Source organism: Hoeflea phototrophica DFL-43 (assembly GCF_000154705.2).
In the GTDB taxonomy this organism is placed as follows: domain Bacteria; phylum Pseudomonadota; class Alphaproteobacteria; order Rhizobiales; family Rhizobiaceae; genus Hoeflea; species Hoeflea phototrophica.
The window spans coordinates 782332-809270 of sequence record NZ_CM002917.1; the positions used below are offsets into that span (position 1 = coordinate 782332).

The 26939-nt window shown below is 61.5% G+C and carries 20 protein-coding genes; 10 read left to right on the top strand and 10 right to left on the bottom strand.

All coding sequences use genetic code 11. The features are described 5' to 3' along the window. The gene (gene zwf / locus HPDFL43_RS03745; RefSeq protein ID WP_007195916.1) at positions 1 to 1473 is read right to left on the bottom strand and encodes a glucose-6-phosphate dehydrogenase; all 1473 of its coding nucleotides are present in this window, start codon (positions 1471 to 1473) and stop codon (positions 1 to 3) included. 561 nt (positions 1474 to 2034) lie between these two features. Between zwf and HPDFL43_RS03750 the strand changes: the two genes are divergently transcribed. Further along, entirely contained in the window at positions 2035 to 2562 is a 528-nt protein-coding gene (locus tag HPDFL43_RS03750; RefSeq protein ID WP_040449595.1) for a hypothetical protein, read from the top strand. 305 nt (positions 2563 to 2867) lie between these two features. Here the strand turns inward: HPDFL43_RS03750 and HPDFL43_RS03755 are convergent, their stop codons facing one another. Both HPDFL43_RS03755 and HPDFL43_RS03760 read right to left on the bottom strand, forming a co-directional pair. After that, positions 2868 to 4154 carry an NAD(P)/FAD-dependent oxidoreductase gene (locus HPDFL43_RS03755; RefSeq protein WP_007195920.1) on the bottom strand — a complete coding sequence of 429 codons (1287 nt, stop codon included), beginning with the start codon at positions 4152 to 4154 and terminating at the stop codon, positions 2868 to 2870. 12 nt (positions 4155 to 4166) lie between these two features. Beyond that, complete coding sequence (locus tag HPDFL43_RS03760) at positions 4167 to 5603, bottom strand: glutamine synthetase family protein (protein ID WP_007195921.1); 1437 nt, start codon at positions 5601 to 5603, stop codon at positions 4167 to 4169. A gap of 433 nt (positions 5604 to 6036) precedes the next feature. On the opposite strand from HPDFL43_RS03760, the gene HPDFL43_RS22150 reads away from it, so the two are divergent. Beyond that, positions 6037 to 8568 (top strand): methyl-accepting chemotaxis protein, encoded by a 2532-nt coding sequence (locus tag HPDFL43_RS22150; protein WP_052093152.1) that lies wholly within the window; start codon positions 6037 to 6039, stop codon positions 8566 to 8568. 14 nt (positions 8569 to 8582) lie between these two features. On the opposite strand, the gene HPDFL43_RS03770 is transcribed toward HPDFL43_RS22150, so the two are convergent. The 5 genes from HPDFL43_RS03770 to aceA form a co-directional block, all read right to left on the bottom strand. After that, a complete protein-coding gene (locus HPDFL43_RS03770) occupies positions 8583 to 9254 on the bottom strand; it encodes a response regulator transcription factor (RefSeq protein ID WP_007195923.1) in 672 nt (223 codons plus the stop codon). Beyond that, entirely contained in the window at positions 9251 to 10831 is a 1581-nt protein-coding gene (locus HPDFL43_RS03775; protein ID WP_007195924.1) for a sensor histidine kinase, read from the bottom strand. Before HPDFL43_RS03775 ends, HPDFL43_RS03770 begins: the two co-directional genes overlap by 4 nt. 131 nt (positions 10832 to 10962) lie before the next feature. Further along, a complete protein-coding gene (locus HPDFL43_RS03780; RefSeq protein ID WP_007195925.1) occupies positions 10963 to 11832 on the bottom strand; it encodes a delta-class carbonic anhydrase in 870 nt (289 codons plus the stop codon). 1450 nt (positions 11833 to 13282) lie between these two features. After that, positions 13283 to 13522: an SMc00767 family acetate metabolism repressor gene (locus HPDFL43_RS03785; protein ID WP_007195926.1), complete on the bottom strand. Its 240-nt coding sequence runs from the start codon at positions 13520 to 13522 to the stop codon at positions 13283 to 13285. Positions 13523 to 13623: 101 nt separating this feature from the next. Further along, a complete protein-coding gene (gene aceA / locus HPDFL43_RS03790; RefSeq protein ID WP_007195927.1) occupies positions 13624 to 14913 on the bottom strand; it encodes an isocitrate lyase in 1290 nt (429 codons plus the stop codon). A gap of 281 nt (positions 14914 to 15194) precedes the next feature. On the opposite strand from aceA, the gene HPDFL43_RS03795 reads away from it, so the two are divergent. The 6 genes from HPDFL43_RS03795 to HPDFL43_RS03820 all read left to right on the top strand — a co-directional run bounded on the left by HPDFL43_RS03795 (position 15195) and on the right by HPDFL43_RS03820 (position 21296). Beyond that, positions 15195 to 16631, top strand: a complete 1437-nt coding sequence (locus tag HPDFL43_RS03795; RefSeq protein ID WP_007195928.1) for a helix-turn-helix domain-containing protein — start codon at positions 15195 to 15197, stop codon at positions 16629 to 16631. 243 nt (positions 16632 to 16874) lie between these two features. Further along, complete coding sequence (locus HPDFL43_RS03800; RefSeq protein ID WP_040449019.1) at positions 16875 to 17972, top strand: polyamine ABC transporter substrate-binding protein; 1098 nt, start codon at positions 16875 to 16877, stop codon at positions 17970 to 17972. A 60-nt stretch (positions 17973 to 18032) separates the two neighbouring features. Next, positions 18033 to 19172, top strand: coding sequence for an ABC transporter ATP-binding protein (locus HPDFL43_RS03805; RefSeq protein WP_007195930.1), 1140 nt, complete (start codon positions 18033 to 18035; stop codon positions 19170 to 19172). 9 nt (positions 19173 to 19181) lie between these two features. Next, complete coding sequence (locus tag HPDFL43_RS03810; protein WP_007195931.1) at positions 19182 to 19568, top strand: hypothetical protein; 387 nt, start codon at positions 19182 to 19184, stop codon at positions 19566 to 19568. A 10-nt stretch (positions 19569 to 19578) separates the two neighbouring features. Then, positions 19579 to 20487: an ABC transporter permease subunit gene (locus HPDFL43_RS03815; RefSeq protein ID WP_007195932.1), complete on the top strand. Its 909-nt coding sequence runs from the start codon at positions 19579 to 19581 to the stop codon at positions 20485 to 20487. After that, positions 20484 to 21296 (top strand): ABC transporter permease, encoded by an 813-nt coding sequence (locus HPDFL43_RS03820; RefSeq protein WP_007195933.1) that lies wholly within the window; start codon positions 20484 to 20486, stop codon positions 21294 to 21296. Before HPDFL43_RS03815 ends, HPDFL43_RS03820 begins: the two co-directional genes overlap by 4 nt. 46 nt (positions 21297 to 21342) lie before the next feature. On the opposite strand, the gene HPDFL43_RS03825 is transcribed toward HPDFL43_RS03820, so the two are convergent. Next, positions 21343 to 21597 (bottom strand): DUF6460 domain-containing protein, encoded by a 255-nt coding sequence (locus HPDFL43_RS03825; RefSeq protein ID WP_245271094.1) that lies wholly within the window; start codon positions 21595 to 21597, stop codon positions 21343 to 21345. A 104-nt stretch (positions 21598 to 21701) separates the two neighbouring features. Next, positions 21702 to 23576, bottom strand: a complete 1875-nt coding sequence (locus HPDFL43_RS03830; RefSeq protein ID WP_156970179.1) for an AsmA family protein — start codon at positions 23574 to 23576, stop codon at positions 21702 to 21704. Between the two features lie 181 nt (positions 23577 to 23757). On the opposite strand from HPDFL43_RS03830, the gene HPDFL43_RS03835 reads away from it, so the two are divergent. Next, positions 23758 to 25710 carry an acetoacetate--CoA ligase gene (locus HPDFL43_RS03835; protein WP_040449020.1) on the top strand — a complete coding sequence of 651 codons (1953 nt, stop codon included), beginning with the start codon at positions 23758 to 23760 and terminating at the stop codon, positions 25708 to 25710. A 166-nt stretch (positions 25711 to 25876) separates the two neighbouring features. Beyond that, on the top strand, positions 25877 to 26923 hold the full coding sequence (locus HPDFL43_RS03840; protein WP_007195937.1) for an efflux RND transporter periplasmic adaptor subunit: 1047 nt from the start codon (positions 25877 to 25879) through the stop codon (positions 26921 to 26923). Positions 26924 to 26939: the final 16 nt, after the last annotated feature.

Here is a 26939-nt window from a genome sequence, read left to right on the forward strand (position 1 = left end):
TTAGTCGCTTTCATGCCAGGTCCTGCCGTCGCGTTCGATCAGGGCAATGGCCTGGCTCGGCCCCCATGTTCCGGCAGTGTAGGGCTGCACCTTCTGTCCGGTTTCGGCCCAGGCCTTGAGGATCGGGTCGACCCAGTTCCAGGCTGCCTCCACCTCGTCGCGGCGCATGAACAGGGTCTGGTTGCAGCGGATCACGTCCAGCAGCAGCCGTTCATAGGCATCCGGATTGCGTTCGGCAAACCGGTCGGCAAAGCTCATGTCGAGCGACACATGCTTGAGCCGCATTCCGCCCGGACCCGGATCCTTGATCATGATCCACTGCTTCACGCCCTCATCGGGCTGCAGCCGCATCACCAGCTTGTTGTCGGTGATCCGCCCGGCGCTGGCGCCGAAGATCGAATGCGGGATTGATTTGAAGGTAACGACAATCTCCGACACCCGCTCGCTCATGCGCTTGCCGGTGCGCAAATAGAACGGCACGCCCGACCAGCGCCAATTGTTGATTTCCGCCTTGATCGCCACAAAGGTCTCGGTGTCGGACACCCCGCCCTCGAGCTCCTCAAGATACCCCTTCACCGCGCCGCCTGATGAGGCGCCCGCCTTGTACTGGCCGCGGACTGTCACCGTGTCGGCGTTGCGCTCGGTGACCGGGCTGAGCGAGCGCAGAACCTTGAGCTTCTCGTCGCGCACCGCTTCCGCTTCCATCGAGGACGGCGGTTCCATGGCGACCAGGCAGAGCAGCTGCACCAGGTGGTTCTGCACCATGTCGCGGAGCGCACCCGCCTTGTCGTAATAGCCGGCCCGGCCTTCAAGCCCCACCGATTCCGCCACCGTGATCTGCACATGGTCGATATGCGCCGAGTTCCACAAGGGCTCGTAAAGCGCATTGGCGAAGCGCAGCGCCATCAGGTTCTGAACCGTTTCCTTGCCCAGATAATGGTCGATGCGGAAGATCTGCTCTTCGTCAAAAACATCGCCAATGGTGCGGTTCAAGGTCCTTGCGGAATCAAGATCGCGCCCGATCGGCTTTTCCACCACGATGCGGGTGAGATCGGTGATCAGGCCATTGGCGCGGATGCGCTCGGAAATATCACCGAAAAGGCCCGGCCCGACGGCGAGATAGAACGCCCGCACCCGGTCGCTGCCTTCATCAAGCAGAGCCTTGAGCTCGCCCCAGCCCTGATCGGAGCGCGCGTCGACCGGGACGTAGAACAGCCGCTCGAGGAAGCGGTTGACCTCGTCCTCGGCATATTCACCTTCCTTGAGATGCTGCTTGAGCGCATCGCGGGCGAAGCTGCGGTAGCCGTCATGATCCATCTCCGAGCGCGAGGCACCGATGATCCGCGTCGGATCGGTCAATTGCCCGGCAATCTGGCGGTGGTAGAGCGCCGGCAAAAGCTTGCGCTCGGCAAGGTCTCCGGTGCCGCCAAAGACGACATAGTCAAAGGGATCGACCGGAATGATCTGACTCATTGGGGGGCATCCTGTCCATGAACGGTGCCAAACACATAATCTAATCGATTAGATAAAGCTAGGGTCGTGGGGTAAAGGACGGTCGGTTTTTCAGCTCAACTCATAACCATTCAGATAGCCTGGAAAAAAGCACGGCTGGTCTGGTGGAAGTTATGGGTGATAGGGTTGTATCAAGTGCATGGCTTCGCGCTTTGGTAATTGGGCCCTGGCGGTTTTGGCAAAGGTTGAAAATTGGCTCCTCATCCTTTTCAGCCTCGAAGATATGAAAGGAATCTCGGAGTTGTGTGCGTTGACAAATGTTAACGGCGATGCCATCTTGGAAACATGCGATGCGTAGGCCGCGCCACCCCAACAAGGAGGTTGAGGAGGCGGTGGCGTATGCAGAAGCCGAAGGGTGGACGTTCCGGAAGCAAGGGCATTGGGGGCGATTGTATTGCGCTCATGCTGACCGCGACGGGTGCCAGCTTGGTGTGAATGGCACACCGAAGAACGCTGGCAACCACGCCAAACAAATTTACCGGGCAGTGGCCAGATGTCCGCACAAACAAAGAGATCAGCACGATGAAGAACTATGAATTCAGTATCATCGCTTCTGGACTGGATCCGCAAGCGGACGATTTTGAAGCCAAGTTCTACGATGGTGGCTGCGACGATGCATTGGTATCCTTCCAGAAAGGACACACAATCATCGATTTCGCGAGAGAAGCGCCATCTGTTGACCAGGCCATTTCATCTGCCATTGAAAATGTCACAAGCGTAGGTGCTGTGGTTGACAGGGTTGAGCCAGATCCGTTGGTTAGCTTGTCGGAGATATCTGCGCGGGCAGGCGTTACCAGGGCCGCAGTGTCCTTGTATGCAAAGGGCGATCGCGGAACTGGTTTCCCCGCTCCAGTCGCCAAAGTGACGGATGATCGTCCTCTGTGGCTCTGGTCGTCAGTGGCGCGGTGGTTTTTCCTGCGAGGCCAGCTGTCTGAGGAAGATCTGATAAAGGCCCTCGTTGTCAAAGAGGCCAACGACGCCATTGCATCGGGAGACAAATCCATCGGTGAACGATTGAAGCGGTGTGTCGTGGCCCGACTTGTAGCCTGAGGCTCTCGGCAACTCCCGCCTTCAGCGCTGCGCATCCAATCGGTTTCGTAAAGAGTGCGTGTCAACTTTCTGAAAGACTATACGCATGTCTCACTCAATTGGATTCAACTGGGCGCGAAAGACCAAGTTCATGCGATTATAATGGATTGATTCTGGTCCAGCTGCGCGGTTCGCCAGGCTTGCACGTCTTTTCCGCGCCAGCGCCGTCAAAATCCTCGCACGATGCGCTGCATCGCGCCTGCGGTCTTTCCTCGCGGACACGAAAAATCCTGTCCTTCAAATCGCTTCCAGCTAAAGATGATCGGCTAAAACCGGTCCCTCAGCGAATACCAGGTCAGCGCCAGCAGCAGCAGCGGCTTGCGCAGCTTGTCACCGCCGGGGAAGGGGCCGACCTTGAGGTTGCGCATGGCTTCCAGATCTTCGGAGCCGCCAAGCGCGTGGTCGGCATAGAGCTTGCCGCAATAATTCGACAGCATCACCCCATGGCCGGAGAACCCGCCGATCGAGGTGACATTGGGCATGACTTCGCGCACGAAGGGCCGCCGTGACAGGGTGATCCCCACCGAGCCACCCCAGGAATGGGTGATCTCGACTGTTTTGAGCGCCGGGTAGATTTCCGCGATCTGCCGCCGGATGTGATCGGAAATGTCGCGCGGATTGTCCGAGGTGTAGGCCTCGCGCCCGCCAAACAGCAGCCGCCCATCTACGCTCTTGCGGAAATAACGCACCACGAAGCGGGAATCGTCCACTGCCTCGCCCCCCGGGATCACCGGGCTGTCATCCCCCAGTGGCACGGTTGCGCCGATAAACGAGCGGATCGGCATCACATGGGCGCTGGTCACCGGTTCCAGCCCCTCGATAAAGGCATTGCAGGCAATCAGCGCCTGGCCTGCAACAATATCGCCGGCGTCGGTCTTCACCGTCACCTTGCCGCCGGCACTCGAGATTGCCCGTGCCCTGGTGTTTTCGTGAATCCGCGCGCCCGCCTTGGCCGTGGCGCGCGCCAGCCCGACCACATATTTGATCGGGTTGATGTGACCCGTGCCCGCATCATGGGCGCCGCCATGATAGCGCGTTGATCCGAGTTTCTCGGCCAGCGCGTCGCGGTCGAGGAACTGCAGATGCTGATATCCGTATTCCTCGGTCATCTGCCGCACGTGGTCGCGGTAATCCTGGACATACTTGGCCTTGTGGGCGGCTGAGATCTGGCCCGGGCGGAAATCCGCGTCAATGCCGTGCGCCTTGGCGAAATCCATCAGATGCGCCTTCGCCCGTTCCGCCACCGCAAACAGCTGGAGCGAATGGGCCTTGCCGAAATCGGCTTCCAGCTCATCGGGCCAGGCGCGCTGGCCGGTGCCCAGCTGTCCGCCATTGCGCCCCGATGCGCCATCGCCAAAGCGCGCGCCTTCGATCAGCACCACATCCTTGCCGCTGGCCGCCAGATGATAGGCCGCCTGCAGGCCGGTGAATCCGCCGCCGACAATGACCACATCGGCTGTTGCGGAAGCTTTCAGCGCGTCATAGCTGGGGCGTTCGCCAAGGGTTGCCTCATAGAAGGAAATCCCCGGCGCGATCGGGCTTTGGTAAGTCATGGATTACGCATCTCACACATTGAGCAGCAGGAATTCCCGTTCCCACGGGCTGATCACCTGCATGAAGGTCTCGAATTCGCCGCGCTTGACGCCCGCATAGGTGTTGACGAATTCCTGTCCGAACACCTCGGCAAAGGCCGCATCGCTTTCCAGAAGCGAAACCGCTTCAAGCAAACCGCGCGGCAGGTCGACAGTGCCCTCATTGACGGTTTCCTCGGCCGGATCGCCCGGCACGACGCCATTGATCATGCCGAGATAGCCGCAGGCCAGCGACGCCGCCAGCGCCAGGTAGGAATTGGCGTCGGATGAGGGCAGGCGGTTTTCCACCCGCCGCGCCGCCGCATCGGAATTCGGCACGCGGAACGCGGTGGTGCGGTTGTCATAGCCCCAGGCATTGTTGACCGGACACGCCATGTCGGGCGTCAGCCGCCGGTAGGAATTGACATAGGGCGCCATCATCACCAGCGCCTTGGGCACATAATGCTGCATCCCGCCGATGAAGTTGAAAAACGCTTCGCTCGGCTCGCCATCAGGCCTGGAGAAGATGTTCTTGCCGGTCTTGGTGTCGAGTACCGATTGATGGATATGCATTGCCGAGCCCGCATATTCCTGCATCGGCTTGGCCATGAAGGTGGCGAACACGCCGTGCTTGATTGCCGCCTCGCGGATCGTGCGCTTGAACAGGAACACCTGGTCGGCCAGCTCCACCGGGTCGCCGTGCCGCAGGTTGATCTCCAGCTGCGCCGGGCCTTCCTCATGGATCAGCGTGTCGATCTCGAGCCCCTGCTTGTCGGAGAAATCATAGATGTCGTCGACCAGCTCGTCGAACTCGTTGACCCCGGCGATCGAATAGGACTGCCCGCCGGTAATCGTCCGGCCGGAACGGCCTCTCGGCGGCTTGAGCGGATAGTCCGGGTCTTCGTGCTGGGCCACCAGATAGAATTCGATTTCCGGTGCCACCACCGGCTTCCAGCCGCGCTCGGTGTAGAGCTCGACCACCCGCTTGAGCACGTTGCGCGGCGTATAGCTGACCGGATCCCCCTTGGTGGTGACCATGTCGCAGATCACCTGCGCCGTTGGATCTGTTTCCCAAGGCACCACCGACAGCGTCGACAGATCCGGCATCAGCTTAAGGTCACCATCCAGAGGATCGTAGCGGAAATCGCCGGTTTCCTCCGGATACTCGCCCGAGATCGTGTGCCGGAACACCGCAGACGGCAGCGACAGCGAGGTGTTGGAGGTGAATTTCGATGATGGCATCATCTTGCCGCGCGCCACTCCGGCGAAATCCGGCGTGATGCACTCGATGTCTTCGATGCCGCGGACCCGGAGCCATTCCGATGCCTGGGCCCAGGTGGAAACACCCCGTTTGGCGTCAAGAAAGGCTGGCGCGGCTTTGCGCGACGCGGATTTCGATGCAGCCGGCTTGCCGACCTTTCGCGATGTCATGAATCACCATGGTTTTTGCTAATATCGGCGCGATCATAGAGGTTTTTCGCAGCTTGACCAGCGCAAGCGGCCCAATGCATGTCGCGCTCGATTGGATTCAATTGAGCGATCACGAATATGCACCCATTCAAAGCATGTCGCACCCAATTGGATGCGCTTCGTCCTCGAATGCTGCAGCGCATCTTCTATCCTGTCCGGCGCTCCCCGCGCGGTCTGTTGAAGGCGAATGCTAGGCGCGGCAGGTGGGCAGGTTTTTGTAACTCTTTTCCTCGCCAGTGGTTTCTGGGAGCTCACGTTTAGGGTGCATTAACGATCCGGTGCCACCTTAACATCAAATAGACCGCGATTCGAAGGTGCTTCGGTCGACCTGCATGATGCAGTCAGACGTGTCGGCGGCTATCCCATTTGTCCCTTCAAGTTGCAGGAAATCCCCATGAGCATTGACCGGTTTCTCGCCCGATTTTCGATTCAGACCAAGGTCCTCGTCTTTATCGTTCCCCTGATCGGCGGCATCATCGCCATGGCTGCGCTCAATCTCTACACCGGTTCGCTCCTGGGCGGGCGGTTGACCAGCACCAGCACCAGCATTGAAACCCTGGGCGGTTTCAAGAATGCCTATGCCGGCATGACCAATTTCCTGCATCACCAGAACGAGGAAAAGCGCGAGGCTGTGATGGAAAGCCTCGACACGCAGATCAACCGCGTCGAAAACGCCCTCACCCTGGCTGAAAATGCGCGTGAATCCGAAGCCCTGACCGGTTCCCGGGCGCTGACCGATGAACTGCGCAAGGACGTCGACAGTCTCTGGGCCCTGCATGGCGAGGAAACCGCAATCCGCGCTGAAATCACCGATACCATTCACGAGATCGATGAGCTGCGTGCCCGCCTCAACGCGGTGATCGACACGGTCTCCAAGGCTCTCGCAGAGGCCGAGGACGAAACCAAGTCGAAGCTTCGCACCGCTGACCAGCTCGCCAGCGACGCCCAGACAGTGGTCAAGATTTCCAGCGCCATTTCCGGCGCCCAAACCCCTGAGGAGGCGTTTGCCGCCGCCGATGACGTCAAGCGCGACATCCGCAAGGTCGGCAAGACCCTGCGCAAGGCGATCCCGGACACAGATCCCGCCCTCAAGAGCCTGATTGCCGACAATATGGCGGGCCTGACTGACACCATGAAAGCCGGTGTCGTCTCCCAGGCCGGGATGAACGAACTGCAGAAATATGCCAATGCCCTGCGCCCCACCGGGATCAAGCTGCAGGGGCTTGCCGCCAAGGTTGCCCGCGAGGCGACGGTCAAGTTCGCCGAACTCGATGACGAGATCGTCACCGGCCAGCGCACGATCTCCGATTCCCGCGATTTCCTCGAAGCCCTGGCTGCTTTGGAACTGGCGATTGTCCAATTCGCCGGCCAGCCGGCCGAAGCCGCAGCCGAAATCGTCGCCGCCAAGCTGGGCGGGGTCGCCTACAGCATCCAGACCGTCAGCATGTCCACCGGCGGCGATGTCATTCTTCAGGCCGTGGGCGAGACATGGGCCGGCAAATCGGTCGCCATTCCGCAACTGATGCGTGACCTGATCGCCATGAACGAAGCCAGGACGGAACTGTTCGACCAGGCGTCCGCCCGCATCGACCAGGCCTGGAGCGGCGTGGTCGCCTTTGCCAGCAGCCAGCAACAGGGCGCGGAAGCCGTCAAGGATCGCGCCAGCGGCATCACCGTCACCGCGGCAATCGGCGCGGGGTCCTTCGGTCTGATCGCGGCCTTCCTGCTGGTCACCGCTCTCAAGGGTCCGATCCTGCGGCTGGTCAACGCCATGCGCGATGTTGCTTCCGGCGATCTCGACGTTGATGTGGCCGACAGCGCCCGCGCCGACGAGATCGGCGAAATGGCCCGTGCGCTCGACGTCTTCAAGATGAACGCACTCGACAAGATCCGCGTCGAGAGCGAAAGCACCCGCGCGCGCGATGAAGCCGAAACCCTGCGCCACCAGTCCGATGCCGAGAAGGCGGCGGCTGATGCCCAGCTGCAATTCGCCGTCCAGTCGCTCGGCTCGGCTCTGCGCAACCTGTCCCAGGGCGATCTGGTGGCCACCATCGACACCCCGTTCAGCGGTGAGCTTGATGCGCTGCGGATCGATTTCAACGAATCCGTCGATCGCATGCGTGATGCGCTCAGGCACATCCGCACCAATGCCGTTTCGATCGAGGGCGACAGCGCCCAGCTGCGCTCCGCCGCCGATGATCTGGCCCGCCGCACTGAGCAGCAGGCCGCCTCGCTCGAACAGACCGCCGCCGCTGTTGATCAGATTTCATCCGCTGTCCACACCGCGTCCGAACGCGCCACCGCCACCGATGCGCTGGCCACCGAGGCCAGCCGCGATGCCCGGGAGGGCGGCGACGTGGTGTCCCGCGCGGTCGACGCCATGAGCCGCATCGAGGAGGCGTCCAGCAAGATCGACAAGATCATCGGCGTGATCGACGAGATCGCCTTCCAGACCAACCTGCTGGCGCTCAACGCAGGCGTCGAGGCGGCGCGGGCCGGCGAGGCGGGCCGGGGCTTTGCCGTGGTCGCCCAGGAAGTGCGTGAGCTGGCCGGTCGTTCGGCCACGGCCGCCAAGGAAATCAAGGAACTGATATCGGCATCGGGCGAGGAGGTCCGTTCCGGTGTCTCGCTGGTCGGCGAGACCGGTGATGCCATCACCCGCATCATCGCCCGCATCGAGGACATTTCCAACAATGTCAGCACCATGGCCAAGGCCAGCCGCGAGCAGTCCACCAGCATCAGCGAGGTCAATGCGGCGGTCAGCCAGATGGATCAGATGACCCAGCAGAACGCCGCCATGGTGGAAGAAACCAACGCGTCGAGCCACACCCTGGCCCAGGAGGCCGCCGCGCTCAACGAACTCGTCGCCGCCTTCCGCCTTGACGCGGGCCGCGCGCAGCAGGTGGAGACCGACAGGGCCGCTTGAGGCGGCCCGGGTCGTCAGTCCAGCCGGTAGCCGCGTCCGCGCACCGTGGTGATCATGTCCGGTGCGCCGGCGCTTTTGAGCTTGCTGCGCAGCCGCCGGACATAGACATCGATCACATTGGTCAGCGGGTCCTGGTCGGTGCCCCAGACCCGCTTGAGGATCCGGGCCCGGGTGACCACCTTGCCCCGTTCCTCCATCAACAGTTCCAGAAGCCCATGTTCCAGCGACGTCAGCGCCACCGGAACCCCGTCGAATTCCGACTGCACTGCCGCCGTGTCAAGTTGCAACAGCCCCGCGCTCAGGATGTGCGGCGGCTGTCTTGTGGCCGGAAGGCCGCGGGTCAGGACTTCCAGCCGTGCGGTCAATTCGTCAAAGGCAAACGGCTTGGAGAGATAGTCGTCAGCCCCCATCCGCAAGCCTTTGACCAGATCTGCGGTGGTCTCGAGAGCTGTTAGCATCAGGATTTTGGTGCTTACGCCCTCCGCCCTCAGCCGGCGGCAGATCTCGCGGCCGTCCATCCCCGGCAGCATAAGGTCGAGGATGATTGCATCGAACTGCTCACGGCGCGCGGTCTCCAGTCCGGCGCGTCCATTGGCCTCCCACGTCAGGCTGTATCCTTCAGCGGAAAGGCCACGGAACAGGAACTGCCAGATCCGTTCATCATCTTCGACCACCAGGAGTTTCATGCAGCCGCCACGCCAAGCGGGAAGCGGGCGATAAACCGCGCGCCGCCGGTGGCAACGGATGCCACGCTGATGTGGCCGCCATGCGCCTGGGTGATGGACTTTGCGATCGCCAGTCCCAGTCCGGTTCCCGAGGCGCTGTGTTCGGTGCCGGTTGGGCGCTTGATGTAGCGGTCAAAAACACGCGCCTGGTCCTGATCGGGAATGCCCGGCCCGTCATCGCTGACCTCAAGCACACCCATGCCATCGTCGGCGTAGGTCGCGACGTGGATCCGGACCGTGTCATGGCCGTGCTGCAGCGCGTTGGCGATCAGCAGCCGCACCAATTGCGAAATCCGCGCGCTGTCGCCCATGATCTGCAGCGGTTCGCGGCTCAGCTTCGGGCTGATCCGCGCCGCCGTCTTGCGCTTCAGGCTCTGCATCTGCTCGATACCGCGTTCGGTGGCCTGGCTGAGATCGATTGAATTGGAGCGGAACTCAAGCACGCCAGCCTGTTCCCGCGCGATAAGGAAGAGATCGCCGACCCGGTCGGTCAGTTCCTCTGACAGGGAGACGATCGTCTCGAGCGCGGCCTTCTGGGCCTCCTCCCGATTGTCGCGGGCTCGCAGCGCCACCTCCGCCTCACCGCGGATCGCTGTGACCGGGGTGCGCAGCTCATGGCCGATATCGGCAAAGAACTGCCGCCGGAGCTCGTCGCTTTCACGCAGTTCCGCATTGACGCCCGAGAGCTCCGCAGTGCGTTCGCTGACACGCGACTCAAGCTCGTCCCGGGCCTTTTCCAGGGCCCGCTGCTTGAGCTGGATCTGTTCCGCCATGCCAGTGAATTGCCTGGCGAGGTCGGAGAGCTCGTCGCGGCCGGGAAGATTGATCACATGGTTGAGCTCATTGTTGCCATAAGCCTTAGCCCCGGTCGCCAGCGCGCCGAGCCCGAGACGGAAGCGCTGCAGGAGCGTTAACAGGATCGCCCCCGACAATGCCACCGTTACCGCAACCGTGCCCCAGGCGAACAATTGCAGTCTGATCTGCAGCCTTTCGCTATCGGCGCGTGACCTGGCGAGGTCATCGCGTTCCTCTGCGATCGCCTCGTCGATCAGCAGCCCGATGCGGCTGTCGACCTGGCCTTCCAGCACCGCCACCGCCTGTGCCCGCCCGCGCTCGACATCGCCGTTCATGATCATTCCCGAGGCCTGGTCGATATCCTTGAGTGCGGTGTTGACCTCGCGTTCCAGAAGCGCCAGCCGGTCGAGCACTTCCTGGTTCTTGCCGCCTCCCCGGAAGGCGATCTCCGCGCGCGATGTGGTTTCGATCTGGGTGAGTGTCGCGCGGATGTCGCCCGCCGCCGCATCGAAATCGAAGGTGAAACCGTCCGGCCCTGACAAGAGGTCGCGCCGGGCCAGCTTGAAGGTCCGGAACACGGCGCCGTAGAGCTGGAAATAGCCTGACAGATTGTCATGGGCGAGATTGGCCCGGACATTGTTCGATGCGCTCTGCCAGGTCGACACCATCAGGACCGCAGCGCATCCGATCGCCACCGCGACGAGAGCCAGAAATGCGGTGATGACCTTGGTCCGAAAAAGCATGACGTAGTTAAAAATACTTCCGGCCCCGTTTGCAATCAAAACCTCTGCCGGAACGGATGGGTCAAAGCAATGGAGCGCAGCAAAAAACTCCCCCCAATCCTTCAGGATCGGGGGGAGACACCCGAATCTTGCTAGTTGATCGGAGACAGCAGGTCCGGATTGAGCACCAGGTTGCGCACGCCGTGCGCGCCCTTTTCCTCAAACACGTTGTTTTCGAACCATGCGCCGACGCTGGCGATGTTGACCTTCGAGACCTTCGGCGGCACGCTCCAGGTCACCTGCAGCGGCGAGCCCTTCTCGTTGTAGCTCGGGCCGGTGGTCGAGCCGTCATATTCAACCGGATCGCCGCTGGTGGTCGGCATGTTGATGGCCTGATGGAAGCCGTTGACCACCTCGTGGCGGGCAAGCTCGACAAAATCCAGGGCGTTGGGGTCATTGACCAGCACGAAGACCTGGGTTTCCACCCGCAGCTGCGGATTGATGATCGCGTCGCTCAGGCAGGCGCCGAGCGTTGGCCCGGGTGTCACCTGAGCGGTGGTGTGGACATAATGCACCTCGATCGTGTCGCCCGGCTCCAGCCCGCCATAACCGACATCGCCGATCAGTGCGTCGATCGGGGCCAGTTCAGCCTCGGTCAGCTCGCCGGAATACGCAAAGCCGGTCCCATAGCCCTTGCCATTGCCATTGCCGACATAGCGGGTGAACTCGCCGCCCCTGTGCTCGGCGCCGGCGTGAAAGTGGATGTTGCAGAGGTTCATTTCCGAAAATGCCGGAGCCGAGGCAAAGGAGCGCTGGTTGTTGCCGCTGGTCTGTTCCAGGTCGCGCGGCGCCTGCGGACCGAATCCGAAGCCCTTGGTGTTTTCCGCAAGTGCTGCGCGCTGGGTCTCGATCACCGAGTCCGCAACCTCGCCGGCGCCCGGATCCGCAGCAAATGAAGCGGCCGACAGCGACACGGCCGCAACGGTCGACAATCCCATGATTTTAAACAGTTTCGATCTCATTTCGCGTCCTCTGATTGCAGTCTCGCCTCAAACTAAGGCTGCAATACTGCTCTTCCAACCCCGTTAACGGCATGTTCATCCTCTGTTAATCTGCCGTTCATCTTGCCTTGGACTTTGGTGGTGCAGGCGGGCGGCGGGACAACCGGACTGGTACGGCTTCGCGCGAAGCCCCCTCTCCCTTGGTGGGAGAGGAAGAAAAATCATGATCTTGGTGCGTAGCGCTAAGTCATAGATTTTTCAGGTGAGGGGGTATTCCTGTCCCCGAACTCCACCCCCTCTCTTGGAATTTCTAGCACTTAGCTGGCGCTAAGCTGCTGAAATTCGCATTCTCCCCCACCGAGTGGGAGAAGGTGCGCGCCACGCCACAGCACTCCCCGGCGGCAAGTATGCGGCAAGACGGGCGGCGTGATCGGCTGATGTGCATGCAGGTTGCGGCCGGGTTGATCTCTCCCCTTGTGGGAGAGAAAGCGATTTCAGCATCTTGGCTTTAGCCAAGTGCTAGAAATCGCAAGTGAGGGGAAATTTCCGGGCACTGCGCTCACCCCCTCTCTTGCAAAATCTATAACTTAGCTGAAGCTAAGGTCATGATTTTGCATTCTCCCCCACCAGGGGGGAGAAGGACAGCCCACAAGAATCTCCCCATTTCATCCCCACCCTTAACCACCGTGCCATACTCACCCCACTCCCGCTGCCGGATGGTTCGAAAACGTCTCGGGCCAGGCGGGAGGAAGGCCTCCGGGGTTTTGCCGTAACGTGCGGCGAAACGAAGGAGGAGGCCAGGCAACGGCATTGCTCAGCTGGCAGGTCACGCGGTCCTTTCGGGCGCACGGCCTGACCCAGCCACCGGAGAAACCCCCGGCCCCTGTGCCGGTCCGCGCCGGCCGGCAGCCAGGCGGGGGGTGGAAACGGGCCTGTGGCGGGCCGTCTTTCGGGTGCGGGGTTGGCGTCGCATCGCTTCCGAGCGGTGCAGCGCCGGCGCCCCCGCACCGGCAACGAAAGGCCAAGCCCGTGTCGGAGAATGCCGCCCGCCCTTGAGCCGCTGCCCGTGTCCGGGCTGGCGGCAAGGGGACAGCCGGGCCTGTCGGATGTGGACACCATCCGGCGGACATCGGGCCGCGCAGGGTTTGCGCCACCCCGTGCATGTCATTGCGAAAGCAGCGGCATGCACACCACACACACTTTCCAGACGGCGCACGCCCCGCGCGGCCCTCCGGATCTCAACCCCCATCACACCCCGGCGGGATCCCCGCGCGGGAGGATTTGGCATGTCCGGCGGCTGCGGCGCGCAATCGGCGACACAGGCAAGGCGACCGCCCAGCTGCGGCCTGCAAAACCCCGCCCCGCAAAAAAACCCGCCCCATAAGAAATAACCCGTCCCGCAAAAACCCGCCAGGGCAAACCATGGCGGGCTTCGTCAGCTCCAGGGCAGAGCCATTCATGCGGGCCGGTGTTATCCCCGTCCCTGGGTCACAATCACAGGGATCAGCAGATCACCCCAGTTGCCCTCGCCGCCATGGTGGCGGGCCGACCGCACCAGCTCCACCGAGACGCCGGCATCAACTGCCTTCATGACGGAATGGTTGAGGCGGTGCAGGTCGTTGGCCAGCATGCGGATCGCTGCCTGCTGGTCTGCATCCATTGCGGAAGACTGCTCTTCCGCGCGTTCCTTGACTCGGGTCTGGGGTGCCATTTGCATTTCTCCTCTAACGGGGTTTGTGATCGGTGGTCTCGGTTTTGTCTTGGGGTCCCCACCCGCCCGGTCAGTGCCAGGCGGGGGAGGGGTGGTGTTGATTATTCGGCAGCCGGCTTGAACTGTGCGGCTTCGGTGGATTCGCCCATCGCGGTGGTCGAGGACTTGCCGCCGGTGATCGCCATCGACACGGCGTCGAAGTAACCGGTGCCGACTTCACGCTGATGCTTGGTCGCGGTGTAGCCGTTGACCTCGGAAGCGAATTCCGCTTCCTGCAGCTCGGAATAGGCCGCCATCTGCCGGTCCTTGTAGCCGCGCGCCAGCTCGAACATGCCGTGGTTGAGCTGGTGGAAACCGGCCAGCGTGATGAACTGGAACTTGTAGCCCATGGCGCCGAGTTCGCGCTGGAACTTGGCAATCGTCGCATCGTCGAGATGTTTCTTCCAGTTGAACGACGGCGAGCAATTGTAGGCGAGCAGCTTGCCCGGATAGTGCTTGTGCACGCCTTCCGCAAACTTGCGGGCCTGCTCGAGATCGGGCTTCGAGGTCTCGCACCAGATCAGGTCGCAATGCGGCGCATAGGCAACCGCGCGGGCGATGCAGGAGTCGAGCCCGTTCTTGATGTTGTAGAAGCCCTCGATGGTGCGGCCGGCGTCATAGTCGACAAACGGGCGGTCGCGCTCGTCAATGTCGGAGGTCAGCAGCTTGGCGGCTTCCGCATCGGTGCGGGCGATCACCAGGGTCGGCGTTCCCATCACGTCGGCGGCCAGACGGGCTGCGTTGAGGTTGCGGATATGCGCAGCCGTCGGGATCAGAACCTTGCCGCCCAGATGGCCGCACTTCTTTTCCGATGCCAGCTGGTCTTCATAGTGAACGGCTGCAACGCCGGCTTCAATGAAGGCCTTCATGATTTCAAACGCGTTCAGCGGGCCGCCGAAGCCGGCTTCCGCGTCGGCGACGATCGGGGCAAACCAGGTGTCGACCGACAAGCCGTTGCCTTCAGCGGTTTCGATCTGGTCGGCGCGCTGCAAAGTGCGGTTGATCCGCTTGGCCAGTTCCGGCGCGGCATTGGCCGGATAGAGCGACTGGTCGGGATACATGGAAGACGCGGTGTTGGAGTCAGCCGCAACCTGCCAGCCCGAGAGGTAGATGGCCTTGAGGCCCGCGCGAACCTGCTGCATGGCCTGGTTGCCGGTCATGGCGCCCAGCGAATTGACGAAGTCTTCCTCGTGGATCAGCTTCCACAGCCGGTTGGCGCCCATTTCGGCCAGGCTGTGCTTGATGCTCACCGAGCCGCGAAGCTTCTGGACGTCTGCCGGGGTATAGGGCCGCTCGACGCCGTCATAGCGGCCTTCAGGTGCGGTGGGGACGAGGTTGTAAAAATCAGTCATGATCTCTCTCCGATCTGCAATCTGTCTCTATCTGGCGGTCAAGCTTGGGAACGTCTTGACCACCTTTGATGTGACGAGATTTACATTGCGTCGCACACATAGCCGAGAAAAATCCGCATTTTCAGGCGCAAATTGAAGTCACGCTGTCTTGTCTTTGACTGATTGTCTCTGTAAATTTGTCACAATTGTAAAAACGAAGACGCTGCGAACTGCGGGAAAAGTCTGTAAAGATCTGTCAAGGTGCAGCTGATGATCGACGTGGCTGATGAAAGAGCTGGCTGATGGCTGACCAGAAGATCTTCGCCGGTCCCCGGATCCGCCGCATCCGCAACGCCAAGGGTCTCACCCAGACGGCGATGGCGGAAGCGCTCGGCATTTCGCCCTCCTATCTCAATCTGATCGAGCGCAATCAGCGCCCGCTCACCGTGCAGCTGATCCTCAAGCTCTCTTCTGTCTACAAGGTCGATGTCGAGGAGCTGCAGGGCGAGGCCGGTGGTGCGCTGGCAAGCCTCAAGGAGGTCTTCGCCGATCCGCTGCTCGCCGGTGAACTGCCGGGCGATCAGGAGGTGGTCGAGATCGCCGAGGCAGCACCAAATGCAGGGGCTGCGATCATCAAGCTGCATCGCGCCTACCGCGAGCAGGCCGAACGCCTGTCCGATCTCTCCGCTATGCTGGCCCGTGATGGCCAGGCCCCGTCGCTCTCGGGTACCCGGCTGCCGATGGACGAGGTCCGTGAAGTGCTGGAGAACACGCCAAACCATCACCCGGCACTTGAAGAGGAAGCCGAAGCCTTTCACACGCTGCTCAAGCCCGGCGATGATCTGATGGGCGCGCTCAAGGCCTGGCTGAAAGCCGAGCATGGTGTCGTGGTCCGCTCCCTGCCGGTCGCCACCATGCCCAACTGGCGCCGCCGCTATGACCGTCATTCGCACCGTCTGTTCCTCTCCGAGCGGCTGTCGCCGTTTGATCAGCTGCGCGAGGTCGCCATGGAGGCGGCGCTGATCCGCATGAATGTTGCCATTGCCGCGGGTGTCGCAGCGCTCAAATTGTCGAGTGACGAGGCACGCCGCATCGCCAAATTCGAGCTTGCCCGCTACGCAGCCCACGCGCTGATGATGCCTTATCAGGCGTTTCACGCCGCAGCCCAGCGCGCGCGCTACGATATTGATGTGCTCAAATCCCGGTTCGGCGTCTCCTTCGAGCAGGCCGCCAACCGCGTCACCACGCTGTGCCGTGCCAATCTCCAGGGCGTGCCGTTCTTCATGCTCGAGGTCGATGTCGCCGGCCACCGCTTCCGCCGCGCCGGCGCGCAGGGCTTCCCGCAGCAGCGCTTTGGCGGCAATTGCCCCAAGCTCTCGGTTCATGCCGCCTTCTCCCAGCCCGCACAGGTTCTGGTGGAAGCCGTGGAAATGCCCGGAGGTGCCGAATTCATCACCATTTCCCGCACGCTGGAGGGGCCGCAGGGCTCATTCTCCGAACGCCCGCGCCGCACCGCAATCCTGCTGGGCTGTGACATCGGTTTTCGCGATGAGATCGTCTATGGCGAGGCGCTGCCGGTCACCGGAGGCAAGACCCCGCAACCGGTTTCCATACCGGTTGGGCCGTCCTGCCGCCTTTGCGAGCGCTCGGGCTGCCTGGCGCGCGCCGAACCTCCGATCACCCGCCCGCTGGGGCTCGACGAGATGGTCACCGGTCTGTCCGCATTCGATTTCCAGTAGGTGCCCGGCTCTCGCTGCGGACCGGGCTGGTTGCGCTGCAACACAATTGCGGTTGTTCGTACGATCCCCTCTTGTGAGTCTGACATTTCCTTCATAGGGTTGGAAGTCCGCAGGCCACCGGCAGCTTTGGCGCTGGCCCGGATCCATGCAGGATGCAGGCTGCGGGGCCGGGTCTTTCGACAAGGTCCCGACCACCCGAGGGCCCGTCCGGCGAAGGGAACAAATATAATGAGAGGAACAGGAATGACCCTGAAAACCCGCCTATTTACAGTCGCCGCCATGCTTGCAGCATCGACTGTGCTCGCCACCGCCCAGGAACGCGTCGTCAACGTTTTCAACTGGTCCGATTACATCGACGAAGAGATCCTGACCGAATTCACCGCGGAGACCGGCATCAAGGTCGTCTACGACGTGTTTGATTCCAACGAGGTGCTCGAAACCAAGTTGCTCGCAGGCTCCACAGGCTACGACATCGTCGTGCCGACAGGAACCTTCCTGGCCAACCAGATCAAGGCCGGTGTGTTCCAGAAGCTCGACAAGTCGCAACTGCCCAATCTTGCCAACATGGACCCGGCGATTTCCGCCCGTCTGGAAAAATATGATCCGGGCAATGAATACGCCATCAACTACATGTGGGGCACCACCGGTCTCGGCATCAATGTCGACATGATCAAGGAACGCCTGGGCGCCGATCAGCCGCTCAACACCTGGGATCTGGTATTCAACAAGGACATGTCGGACAAGCTTGCCGATTGCGGCATCTTCATGCTCGACGCGCCGACCGAAATGTTCCCGGCCGCGCTCAACTATATGGGCATGGATCCGGACCTGAAGGATCAGGAATCGATTGACAAGGCCAAGGAACAGCTGCTTAGCGTTCGTCCGAATGTGCGCAAGTACCACTCTTCGGAATACATCAACGCGCTTGCCAATGGCGACATCTGTCTGGCTGTCGGCTGGTCGGGTGACATCCTGCAGGCGCGTGACCGCGCGGCGGAAGCCGATGCCGGTGTGACAGTGGCCTACGAGATCCCCAAGGAAGGCGCACTGATGTGGTTCGACAACATGGCGATCCCCTCGGATGCCAAGAATGTCGCCGAGGCGCATGAGTTCCTCAACTACATCATGAAGCCGGAAGTCATGGCCAAGGCATCGAACTATGTCTACTACGCCAATGGCAATCTGGCCTCCAAGCCATTCCTCAACGAGGATGTGATCGGCGATACCGCCATCTACCCCGATGACGAGACGATTGGACGGCTCTACACCGTGTCTCCGGACAATGCGCGCGAGAAGCGGATTCTCAACCGCGCCTGGACCGAGGTCAAATCCGGCCAGTGAGTGATCGAACCCCGGCGTCCAGGCGCCGGGGTTTTTCGTTTTCGATCGGTGGGGACCTCAATGCCATCTCTTGGAAGTATTCGTCGTTCGTTTGCGCCTTGGGAAGATCCCGGCGCCAAGCCCTATATCTCCTTTCAGAACGTGACCAAGCGGTTCGGAACCTTCACGGCGGTCGAGGACCTTTCGCTTGATGTCTATGAGCGTGAATTCTTCTCGCTGCTCGGCCCGTCAGGCTGCGGCAAGACCACGCTTCTGCGCATGCTTGCGGGCTTCGAGGAGCCGACGGAAGGCGAGCTTTATCTTGACGGCCAGCCGCTCAAGGGCGTGCCACCGCACAAGCGTCCGGTCAACATGATGTTCCAGTCCTACGCGCTGTTCCCGCATATGAGCGTGGCCGACAACATCGCCTTCGGGCTCAAGCAGGACGGCATGGAGAAAGCCGCCCAGGACGAACGCGTCGAGCAGATGCTCAAGCTGGTCAAGCTCGAGGAGTTTGCCCGGCGCAAGCCGCACCAGCTTTCAGGCGGTCAGCGTCAGCGTGTCGCTCTGGCCCGCGCGGTTGCCAAGCGGCCCAAGCTGCTGATCCTCGATGAACCGCTCGGTGCGCTCGACAAGAAGCTGCGCGAGGAAACCCAGTTCGAACTCATGGATCTGCAGCAGGAACTCGGCCTGACCTTCATGATCGTGACCCACGACCAGGAAGAGGCGATGACCATGTCCGACCGCATCGCGGTCATGGACAAGGGCGTCATCGTCCAGACCGGCACGCCCGCGGAAATCTACGAGGCGCCCAATTCCCGCTACGTTGCCGATTTCATCGGCTCGGTGAACATTCTCGAAGGACGGGTTGAAAGCACCGACGACGGTCATGTTGTGCTTGATGGCCCTGACGGAAAGATCACCGGCGCCCTGCGCGGTGCATCGATCGACAAGGGCACCACTGCCTGGTTTGCGATCAGGCCGGAAAAGATCGAGATCAGCCGGACCAAGCCGGAAGGCGCCGTCAATGCGCTCGAAGGCGAGGTCTGGGACATCGCCTATCTGGGAGACATGACCGTGCTCAATGTCAGGCTCGGCTCCGGCGCCGTTGTCCAGGCAGCCATGCTCAACCGCTTGCGTCTGGTCGAGGATCCGATCGGCTATGATGAGCGTGTCTGGCTCTCCTTCGGTGCCGAATCCGGCATCGTGCTGGATCGGTGAGGGGGGCTCATGGCGCAGATTGAAGAGACCGATCAGGCCAATTCGCAGATCGCGGACAAGGCCTTCAGGGTCAATTGGATGTCCTCAATTGTCATGACACTGGCCATCGCCGGCGTGCTGCTGATGCAGCGCCCCGAGCTGGCCTGGGTTTTCATAAGCCACGTCGCCATATCGGTTCTTGTAATCAGTTTTGCGCGAAGCCGCGGCATTCTGGTCAAGCCCTATCCGCTCCGCCAGCAAAATCTTGCAGCCTATGTGACGGTGTCAACGGCAGGTTTTTTTGCCACCCTGATCGGCGCCCCGGAACTGATCGAGATCCATGGCAGCATGATCTATATCCTGCTGGCTCTGGTCATGGTTGCACTGGTGCTACGCGGCATCGTGAAATCGCTGTGAGGGCCGCCGGATGAACATCCTCTCCGCCATCAAGACCCGGCTGGTCATCATCGTTCCCTATATCTGGCTGCTGTTCTTCTTCCTGCTGCCGTTTCTGCTGGTGCTCAAGATCGCCCTGTCCGATCTCGAATACGGACAACCGCCCTACACGCCGCAGCTAAGCCTCAGCGATGGCTGGTCGGGGTTCTGGGATAAGGTCTCGATGTTCGATCTCGAGAACTTCACTTTCCTGATTGGCGACTCGCTCTACATCAAGTCCTATCTTTCGAGCCTGCAGATCGCCTTTGTGTCGACCCTGTTCACTCTGCTGATCGGCTTTCCGCTCGCCTATGGCATGGCGCGGGCACCGGACCGGCTGCGCCCGATGCTGCTGATGCTGGTGATCCTGCCGTTCTGGACCTCCTTCCTGATCCGGGTCTACGCCTGGATCGGCATCCTCAAGCAGGAGGGGCTGCTCAATCAGTTCCTGTTGTGGCTGGGCGTCATTGATACGCCGCTTGAGATCCTCTCCACCAACACTGCGGTCTATATCGGCATCGTCTATTCCTATCTGCCCTTCATGGTGCTGCCGATCTATTCGGCGCTCGAGAAAATGGATGAATCCCTCGTTGAGGCGGCGCGTGATCTTGGCTGCACCCGCATCGGCGCCTTCTGGAAGGTGACCGCGCGGCTCGCCGTGCCGGGCATTCTGGCTGGCTGCCTGCTGGTGTTCATTCCGGCCATGGGCGAGTTCGTCATTCCCGATCTGCTGGGCGGCTCCGGCACGCTGATGATCGGCAAGACGCTGTGGATCGAATTCTTCAACAACAGCGACTGGACGGTGGCCTCGGCGATCGCCATCATCCTGCTGATCGTGCTGGTGGTCCCGATCGTGCTGTTTCAGAACGCCCAGGCGAAAGCAGCGGAGGCGGGCAAATGAACGCGCGCTGGTCCTGGTTCAACATCACTTCGGTCATTTTCGGTTTTGCCTTTCTCTATCTGCCGATCGTGCTTCTGGTGATCTACTCGTTCAATGAATCCCGGCTGGTCACGGTCTGGGCCGGATTTTCGACAAAGTGGTACAGCGAGCTGTTTCAGAACAAGGGGCTAATGGATGCCGCCTGGGTGACAATCCGCGTTGCTCTGCTCTCCGCCACGATCGCCACGGTGCTCGGCACGCTGGCCGCTGTTTCGCTGGTGCGCTACACGCGTTTCAATGGCCGCACGCTGTTCACCGGCATGGTCTACGCGCCGCTGGTGATGCCCGAAGTCATCACCGGCCTGTCGCTGCTGCTCTTGTTCGTCTCGATTGATTTCGGCCGTGGTTTCTGGACCGTGACGCTGGCCCACATCACCTTTTCGCTGTGCTTTGTCGCCGTCGTCGTACAGTCCCGCCTGATCACATTCGACCGCTCGCTCGAGGAGGCGGCGCAGGATCTGGGCTGCCCGCCATTCCAGGCCTTCATGAAGGTCACATTGCCGGTGATCCTGCCGGCGGTGATCTCCGGCTGGATGCTGGCGTTCACGCTTTCGCTCGATGATCTGGTGATCGCAAGCTTCACCTCCGGCCCGGGTGCGACCACATTGCCGATGAAGATCTACTCTCAGGTTCGCCTCGGCGTGACGCCTGAAATCAACGCGGTCTGCACCTTGCTGATCGGTGCCGTCACCATCGGCGTGGTGGCCGCATCGCTGCTCAACAAGCGACGCGAAGTGATGCGTCTGCGCGATGAACGGGCCGCCGGCTGAAACAGCTCACGGCCTGCTGCCAGATCAGCCCTTGTCTGATTGAGGTTCAGTTGCGCGGTGGCCGCAGGAGATAGGTCACCAGCCAGATCGGCACGATCACCAATGAACCAAGAACGATGTTGGGGATCGCCCATGCCGCGCCCTGCTGGAGCAATTCGAACACGTTCTCCGGCGTCAGCCCGATTTCCGCGAGCAGTTCCGCTGCCGAGATGTTCAGCGCCGACAGCACCACGCCGGTGGCGAGTGAGGCCAGCCCGATCTTGATGATTGCTGAAAGCACCCGCAGCATGTCCCCGGCCAATCCCTCTCGCCCACAAGTCTGATCTGCCTTGCGAAGCACCTTTGTTGAGCGGGATTGTCTCTAAAACCGCGCGTTTCTGCAAGCTCCGATGGTTTTTCCCCGGCTTACGGCCGGACCGGCGAAATCACCGGCTGCGGCCAGGAGCCGCCGAGGAAGAAACGGACAGGCGGCGGCCCGTCCTGCGCGGTCCCGCCATCACCTTCGGCCGGAGGCGTCCGGTCAAGAACGCCTGCGATGGCGAGGCTGCTGCGGGTGTAGGGGATCACGCCCGACAGGAAGACCGTCTGCTCAGGCCCGACCAGTTCGGCGACCTTCAGATCGGCTTCACCGGCGGCAATCATCGCTTCAAACCGCGCGGTCTCGAAGGCAAATCGTGCACTCGCCCCAAGTTGCGCAAGATCGAAGAAGCGTTCGGTTGCGGCCAGTTCCCGGAACTTCAAGACGTCCAGCCCAGGCACGAAGCCGGCGTCCAGAGCAAGCCGCAACTCACCGGTCAGGTCTGTCAGCGCGGTGGCCCAGGTGGGGTAGGGGGAGGTGAGCTCGATGTCGAGCGATCCCGTCCCGCGTGGCAGCGGCCCGCTCAGGCCGACAGCATCGAAGAACTGGCCAAAATTGGTGTTGCGGGTCGACAGCTGGATATCCAGCCCGCCGTCAATGCCCTTCTCCGACACCGCGATGCGGCCGATCAGGCTGCCGCCATAGGCGGTGGCGTCACCGACATCGAAATTGGCGCGCCCCTGTTCAACCCGTGCCGCGGCGGCAAGGTTCGACAGCACCACCGGACCGAAACTGGCCGATTGTGCCGACAGCCGCAGATCCAGCCCGATCTCGCGCAGAAACCTTGTGTCGATTGTCGAGGCAATGTCCACGCCGCCACGCGGCAGCGGCGTGAAGGCCTGCAGGAAGGAGGCGATGTCGAGGCGGTTGAAGGCCAGCGTCCCGGCGATCATCGGCGGCGTATCTTCGTGAAGTTCCAGGTCAAGCACACCGATGCCGCGATTGGCATCGATCATGATGATGAGATCGTCGAGCTTGGCCCGTGTCGGCTCAGCCGATAGCTGCGCGGTCAGTTCCAGCGCTCCCAGCGCTTCGCCGGGCTTGATGTCGGCCCCCGACCATTCCAGCGCCCGCCGGACTGAAGGGCTGAAAAGACGCAGCGCGCCCGATCCGTACAGATCCGGGCCCAGGCTCGCCGATCCGTTGAACTCCAGGGTCAGTGGCGGGGAAGACAACTGGAGCTCCACCGGAGCCGTGTTCTTCCCAAAGAACAGCAATGGTGCGGAAGTCGACCCTTTCAGCGTCATCTGCTCGCCGCGAAAGATTGCGGTGATATCGGCGCGTGCCGGCGCTGACGGTGCGGTCCAGGCGAGTGATCCGTTGATCGCCGTCAGCCTTTCAGCTTCCGCACCCGGATCGCGGATCCAGCGCAAGGTGCCGTCTTCAATCGTGACCGTGCCCAGAGCCGCTGAATCGGGAATGATCGCGCTGGCCGGAATCGGTTCGCCTGCCTGCTCCGCCTGGTGGCGGGCCAGTGCCGACTCAATGCCCTGCGCCAATTGTCCCTGTGATGACGACCAGTTTGATGTCCCGTCCGGGTAAAGCTCAAGATTGAAAGTTGGCCGGATCAGGCGGAACTCGGTAAAGCTCGGCGCGCCGGCAATCGCGGAAAACAGGTTGAAATTGGCAACGATGCTGTCGGCGCGCAGAATCGGATCGCCGTCAGCAAAGGTCGCCGGGCTGATCACCACATTGTCGAGCTTGATCGTGGGCGTCGGCCAGAAATCCAGCGACGGCGCATCACCCAGTGAAACGGCATGCCCGGCCCAGCCGCCTATGTCGCGCTCCAGCCTGTCACGCACCACACCGCTGGACACGGCCAAGGGCACGCTGACAGCGATTGCCAGCATGACAATCAACGACAGGACAGCGCCGCCTATCGCGATCCGGCGTCCTCGCCATTGCCCTCTGTCGAACTTCAAATTCACCACTCCCGACCCAGCCTTGAGGTTCTGGTTAAAGCTTGGTGAAGGGGAATGCAATTGCAGGGTTTAGCCTGTCCCCCAAACGCTTTGTCCGCGACGCTTTGAAAGCGGATGCCTGTTTGCATTGCAACACGTCGGTGCTACTAAACAGCCGAAAAAACCTGGCAGGAGCTTCGAGATGACTGACACCCCCTTGTGGAGCCCGGATCAGAAGAGACTTGATGACAGCCCGTGGATGGCTTTCGCTGGTTTCGCAGGCGAAAGAACCGGTCTTTCACTCGCTGATCCCTTTGCCTTGCAGGATTGGTCGGTCACCGACCGCGAGGGTTTCTGGTCAGCGCTTTGGGACTTTTGCGATGTGCGCGGCGACAAGGGCGAGCGGATCGTGGAGAACGGCGACGCCATGCCTGGCGCGCGGTTTTTCCCCGATGCCCGGCTGAACTTCGCTGAAAACCTGCTCACCCGCACCGGTTCGGAACCGGCGATCCTGTTCCGCGCCGAAGACAAGATCAGCCGGCAGATGAGCTGGGACGAACTCTCGGCGCTTGTCTCGCGCCTGCAGCAGGCCTTCCGCGCCCACGGCGTTGAAAAGGGCGACCGTATCGCCGCGATGATGCCGAACATGCCCGAAACCATTGCCTGCATGCTGGCCGCCGCCTCGATCGGTGCGATCTGGTCCTCCTGCTCGCCCGATTTCGGCGTCAAGGGCGTTCTCGATCGCTTCGGCCAGATAGAGCCGAAACTGTTCATTTCCTGCGACGGTTACTGGTACAATGGAAAGCGCCAGGAGGTGGCGGACAAGCTCATCGAGATCGCCGCCGCGCTCAAGCCCGCGGCAACCGTGATCGTGCCGTTGCTGGATGACGGCGAGGCGGTGGCCAGCGCCGTGGACGGCGCTGTCACGCTTGCTGGCTTCATTGCCGCATTTCCGGCCACCGCCGTCAGCTTCGAGCCGTTGCCGTTCGCCCATCCGCTCTACATTCTGTTTTCTTCGGGCACCACCGGCGTTCCAAAATGCATCGTGCACTCGGCCGGCGGCACATTGTTGCAGCATCTCAAGGAGCATCGCCTGCATTGCGGCGTCACCCCCGGCGAGCGGCTGTTCTACTTCACCACCTGCGGCTGGATGATGTGGAACTGGCTGGTCTCCGGACTGGCCGCCGGCGCGACACTGTGCCTGTTCGACGGCTCGCCCTTCGCGCCTGATGGCAATGTGCTGTTCGACTACGCGGCTCAGGAACAGTTTGCGGTGCTGGGAACCTCGGCCAAGTTCATCGATGCGGTGCGCAAGGCGGGTCTTGAGCCTGCGAAAACCCATGATCTTTCATCGTTGCGGCTGCTCACATCAACCGGATCGCCGCTGTCGCCGGAAGGCTTCAGTTTCGTCTATGAGGGCATCAAGCCGGATGTGCATCTGGCCTCGATCTCCGGCGGCACCGACATCGTGTCCTGTTTCGTGCTGGGCAACCCGGCGCTTCCGGTCTATCGCGGCGAGATCCAGTGCCCCGGCCTTGGCATGGCCGTCGACGTCTGGGACGACAACGGCAAATCCATCACCGGAGAAAAGGGTGAACTGGTCTGCACCAAGCCGTTCCCGGCCATGCCGATCGGTTTCTGGAACGACCCCGAGGGCGTCAAATACCACGCAGCCTACTTCTCGCGCTTCGACAATGTCTGGACCCATGGCGATTTCGCCGAATGGACGCCCCATCGCGGCATTGTCATCCACGGCCGTTCCGATGCCACCCTCAACCCGGGCGGCGTGCGCATCGGCACCGCCGAGATCTACAATCAGGTTGAACAGATGGACGAGGTGCTGGAGGCGATCTGCATTGGCCAGGATTGGGACGACGATGTCCGCGTCGTGCTGTTCGTCCGCCTGGCTGACGGCGTCGCACTTGATGAGGACTTGCAGGCGAGGATCCGCACAAAGATCCGCACCGGCGCTTCGCCACGCCATGTTCCCGCCAGGATCATCGCTGTCTCTGACATTCCACGCACCAAGTCCGGCAAGATCGTCGAACTTGCCGTGCGCGATGTCGTCCATGGCCGCCCGGTCAAGAACCAGGAGGCGCTCGCCAATCCCGAAGCCTTGGCGCTTTTCGCGGATCTGGAAGAGTTGAAGCTCTGACGTTGAAAAGCCATCGTCGCGCGGTCGAATGGAAACCGGTCCGGTGGCAGAACATAAATTCGTCGTGAACAAGACGATCAGATTGGCGCGAAAGGTGTGCAGGGCTGCTGTTTCGTGCCAAAGTGCCCGCCGATAGAGTTGCCCGTCAAATGATTGGAAACAGTCCATGATTTATGCCTTCAGAATGCTGCTCATCGCGTCGCTTGCGGCACCATTGGCAACCCCGGCGGTTGCTCAGGATACGCCGCTCAGGGTGGCGAAGCTCATGACCGTGGGCAGTGAAACCGGTGGTGTGACACGGCAGTTCTTTGGTCAGGTGGTGGCCCGCCAAACAGTTGACATGGCGTTTCAGGTCTCAGGACAGATCGTCAGGTTTCCAGCCGATGAGGGCGCCGAAATCAGTGAAGGCTCCCTGATAGCGCAGCTCGATCTGGAGCCGTTTGAGCTGCAATTGCAACAGGCCCAGTTGCAGGCCGATCAGGCAGAGCGCGCACTTGAGCGCATGACCCAGCTTGCCGGGTCGGTCTCGGAAGCTTCGCGTGAAGATGCGGCGACAAGTTTTTCGCTGGCCAAGGTTGCCCTGCGCAATGCCGAAGTGGCGCTTGAAAATGCGACCCTGTTGGCGCCGTTCGACGCGCTGGTCGCAAGCCGCAATGTGGCCAATTTCACCACCACGAGTTCTGGAACGCCGGTCGTGCGCCTGCACGACATGTCCGAATTGCGTGTAGATATTGACGTGCCTGAAGTGCTGTTCCAGCGCGCGGGTCAAAATGCCGATCTGACGCTTGAGGCACGCTTTCCGACAGGGACAAAGACCTATCCGCTTGAAATCCGCGAGTTCAACGCCGAAGCCTCGACGGTCGGCCAGACCTTTCGGCTGACATTGGGGATGGAACGTCCATCCGACATGGTCGCCTTGCCCGGCAGCACCGTAACGGTTCTGGCCACAATCGATGCGGGCCAGCCCCGGCTTATTATTCCGGCCACAGCCCTGCGCATAGCCAATGACGGATCGACAAGTGTTCTGGTGTTCGCACCGGCGGACGATGGCGCCGGCATGCTCAGCGAGGTCGACATTGAGGTTGAGCCGACGCGTGATGGCCAGTTCCGCGTGATCTCCGGTTTGGAGGCCGGAACAGAGATTGTTCACATCGGCGCCCAAGCCCTGGCGGACGGACAGATGGTGAGACGATTTACCGGCTTCTCGAACTGACGGCGGGGGATCGGCC

Bases quoted from the DNA above. Each gene is read 5' to 3' on its own strand.
- zwf (WP_007195916.1), bottom strand. From the start codon at position 1,473: ATGAGTCAGATCATTCCGGTCGATCCCTTTGACTATGTCGTCTTTGGC.
- HPDFL43_RS03750 (WP_040449595.1), top strand. From the start codon at position 2,035: ATGAAGAACTATGAATTCAGTATCATCGCTTCTGGACTGGATCCGCAA.
- HPDFL43_RS03755 (WP_007195920.1), bottom strand. From the start codon at position 4,154: ATGACTTACCAAAGCCCGATCGCGCCGGGGATTTCCTTCTATGAGGCA.
- HPDFL43_RS03760 (WP_007195921.1), bottom strand. From the start codon at position 5,603: ATGACATCGCGAAAGGTCGGCAAGCCGGCTGCATCGAAATCCGCGTCG.
- HPDFL43_RS22150 (WP_052093152.1), top strand. From the start codon at position 6,037: ATGAGCATTGACCGGTTTCTCGCCCGATTTTCGATTCAGACCAAGGTC.
- HPDFL43_RS03770 (WP_007195923.1), bottom strand. From the start codon at position 9,254: ATGAAACTCCTGGTGGTCGAAGATGATGAACGGATCTGGCAGTTCCTG.
- HPDFL43_RS03775 (WP_007195924.1), bottom strand. From the start codon at position 10,831: ATGCTTTTTCGGACCAAGGTCATCACCGCATTTCTGGCTCTCGTCGCG.
- HPDFL43_RS03780 (WP_007195925.1), bottom strand. From the start codon at position 11,832: ATGAGATCGAAACTGTTTAAAATCATGGGATTGTCGACCGTTGCGGCC.
- HPDFL43_RS03785 (WP_007195926.1), bottom strand. From the start codon at position 13,522: ATGGCACCCCAGACCCGAGTCAAGGAACGCGCGGAAGAGCAGTCTTCC.
- aceA (WP_007195927.1), bottom strand. From the start codon at position 14,913: ATGACTGATTTTTACAACCTCGTCCCCACCGCACCTGAAGGCCGCTAT.
- HPDFL43_RS03795 (WP_007195928.1), top strand. From the start codon at position 15,195: ATGGCTGACCAGAAGATCTTCGCCGGTCCCCGGATCCGCCGCATCCGC.
- HPDFL43_RS03800 (WP_040449019.1), top strand. From the start codon at position 16,875: ATGACCCTGAAAACCCGCCTATTTACAGTCGCCGCCATGCTTGCAGCA.
- HPDFL43_RS03805 (WP_007195930.1), top strand. From the start codon at position 18,033: ATGCCATCTCTTGGAAGTATTCGTCGTTCGTTTGCGCCTTGGGAAGAT.
- HPDFL43_RS03810 (WP_007195931.1), top strand. From the start codon at position 19,182: ATGGCGCAGATTGAAGAGACCGATCAGGCCAATTCGCAGATCGCGGAC.
- HPDFL43_RS03815 (WP_007195932.1), top strand. From the start codon at position 19,579: ATGAACATCCTCTCCGCCATCAAGACCCGGCTGGTCATCATCGTTCCC.
- HPDFL43_RS03820 (WP_007195933.1), top strand. From the start codon at position 20,484: ATGAACGCGCGCTGGTCCTGGTTCAACATCACTTCGGTCATTTTCGGT.
- HPDFL43_RS03835 (WP_040449020.1), top strand. From the start codon at position 23,758: ATGACTGACACCCCCTTGTGGAGCCCGGATCAGAAGAGACTTGATGAC.
- HPDFL43_RS03840 (WP_007195937.1), top strand. From the start codon at position 25,877: ATGATTTATGCCTTCAGAATGCTGCTCATCGCGTCGCTTGCGGCACCA.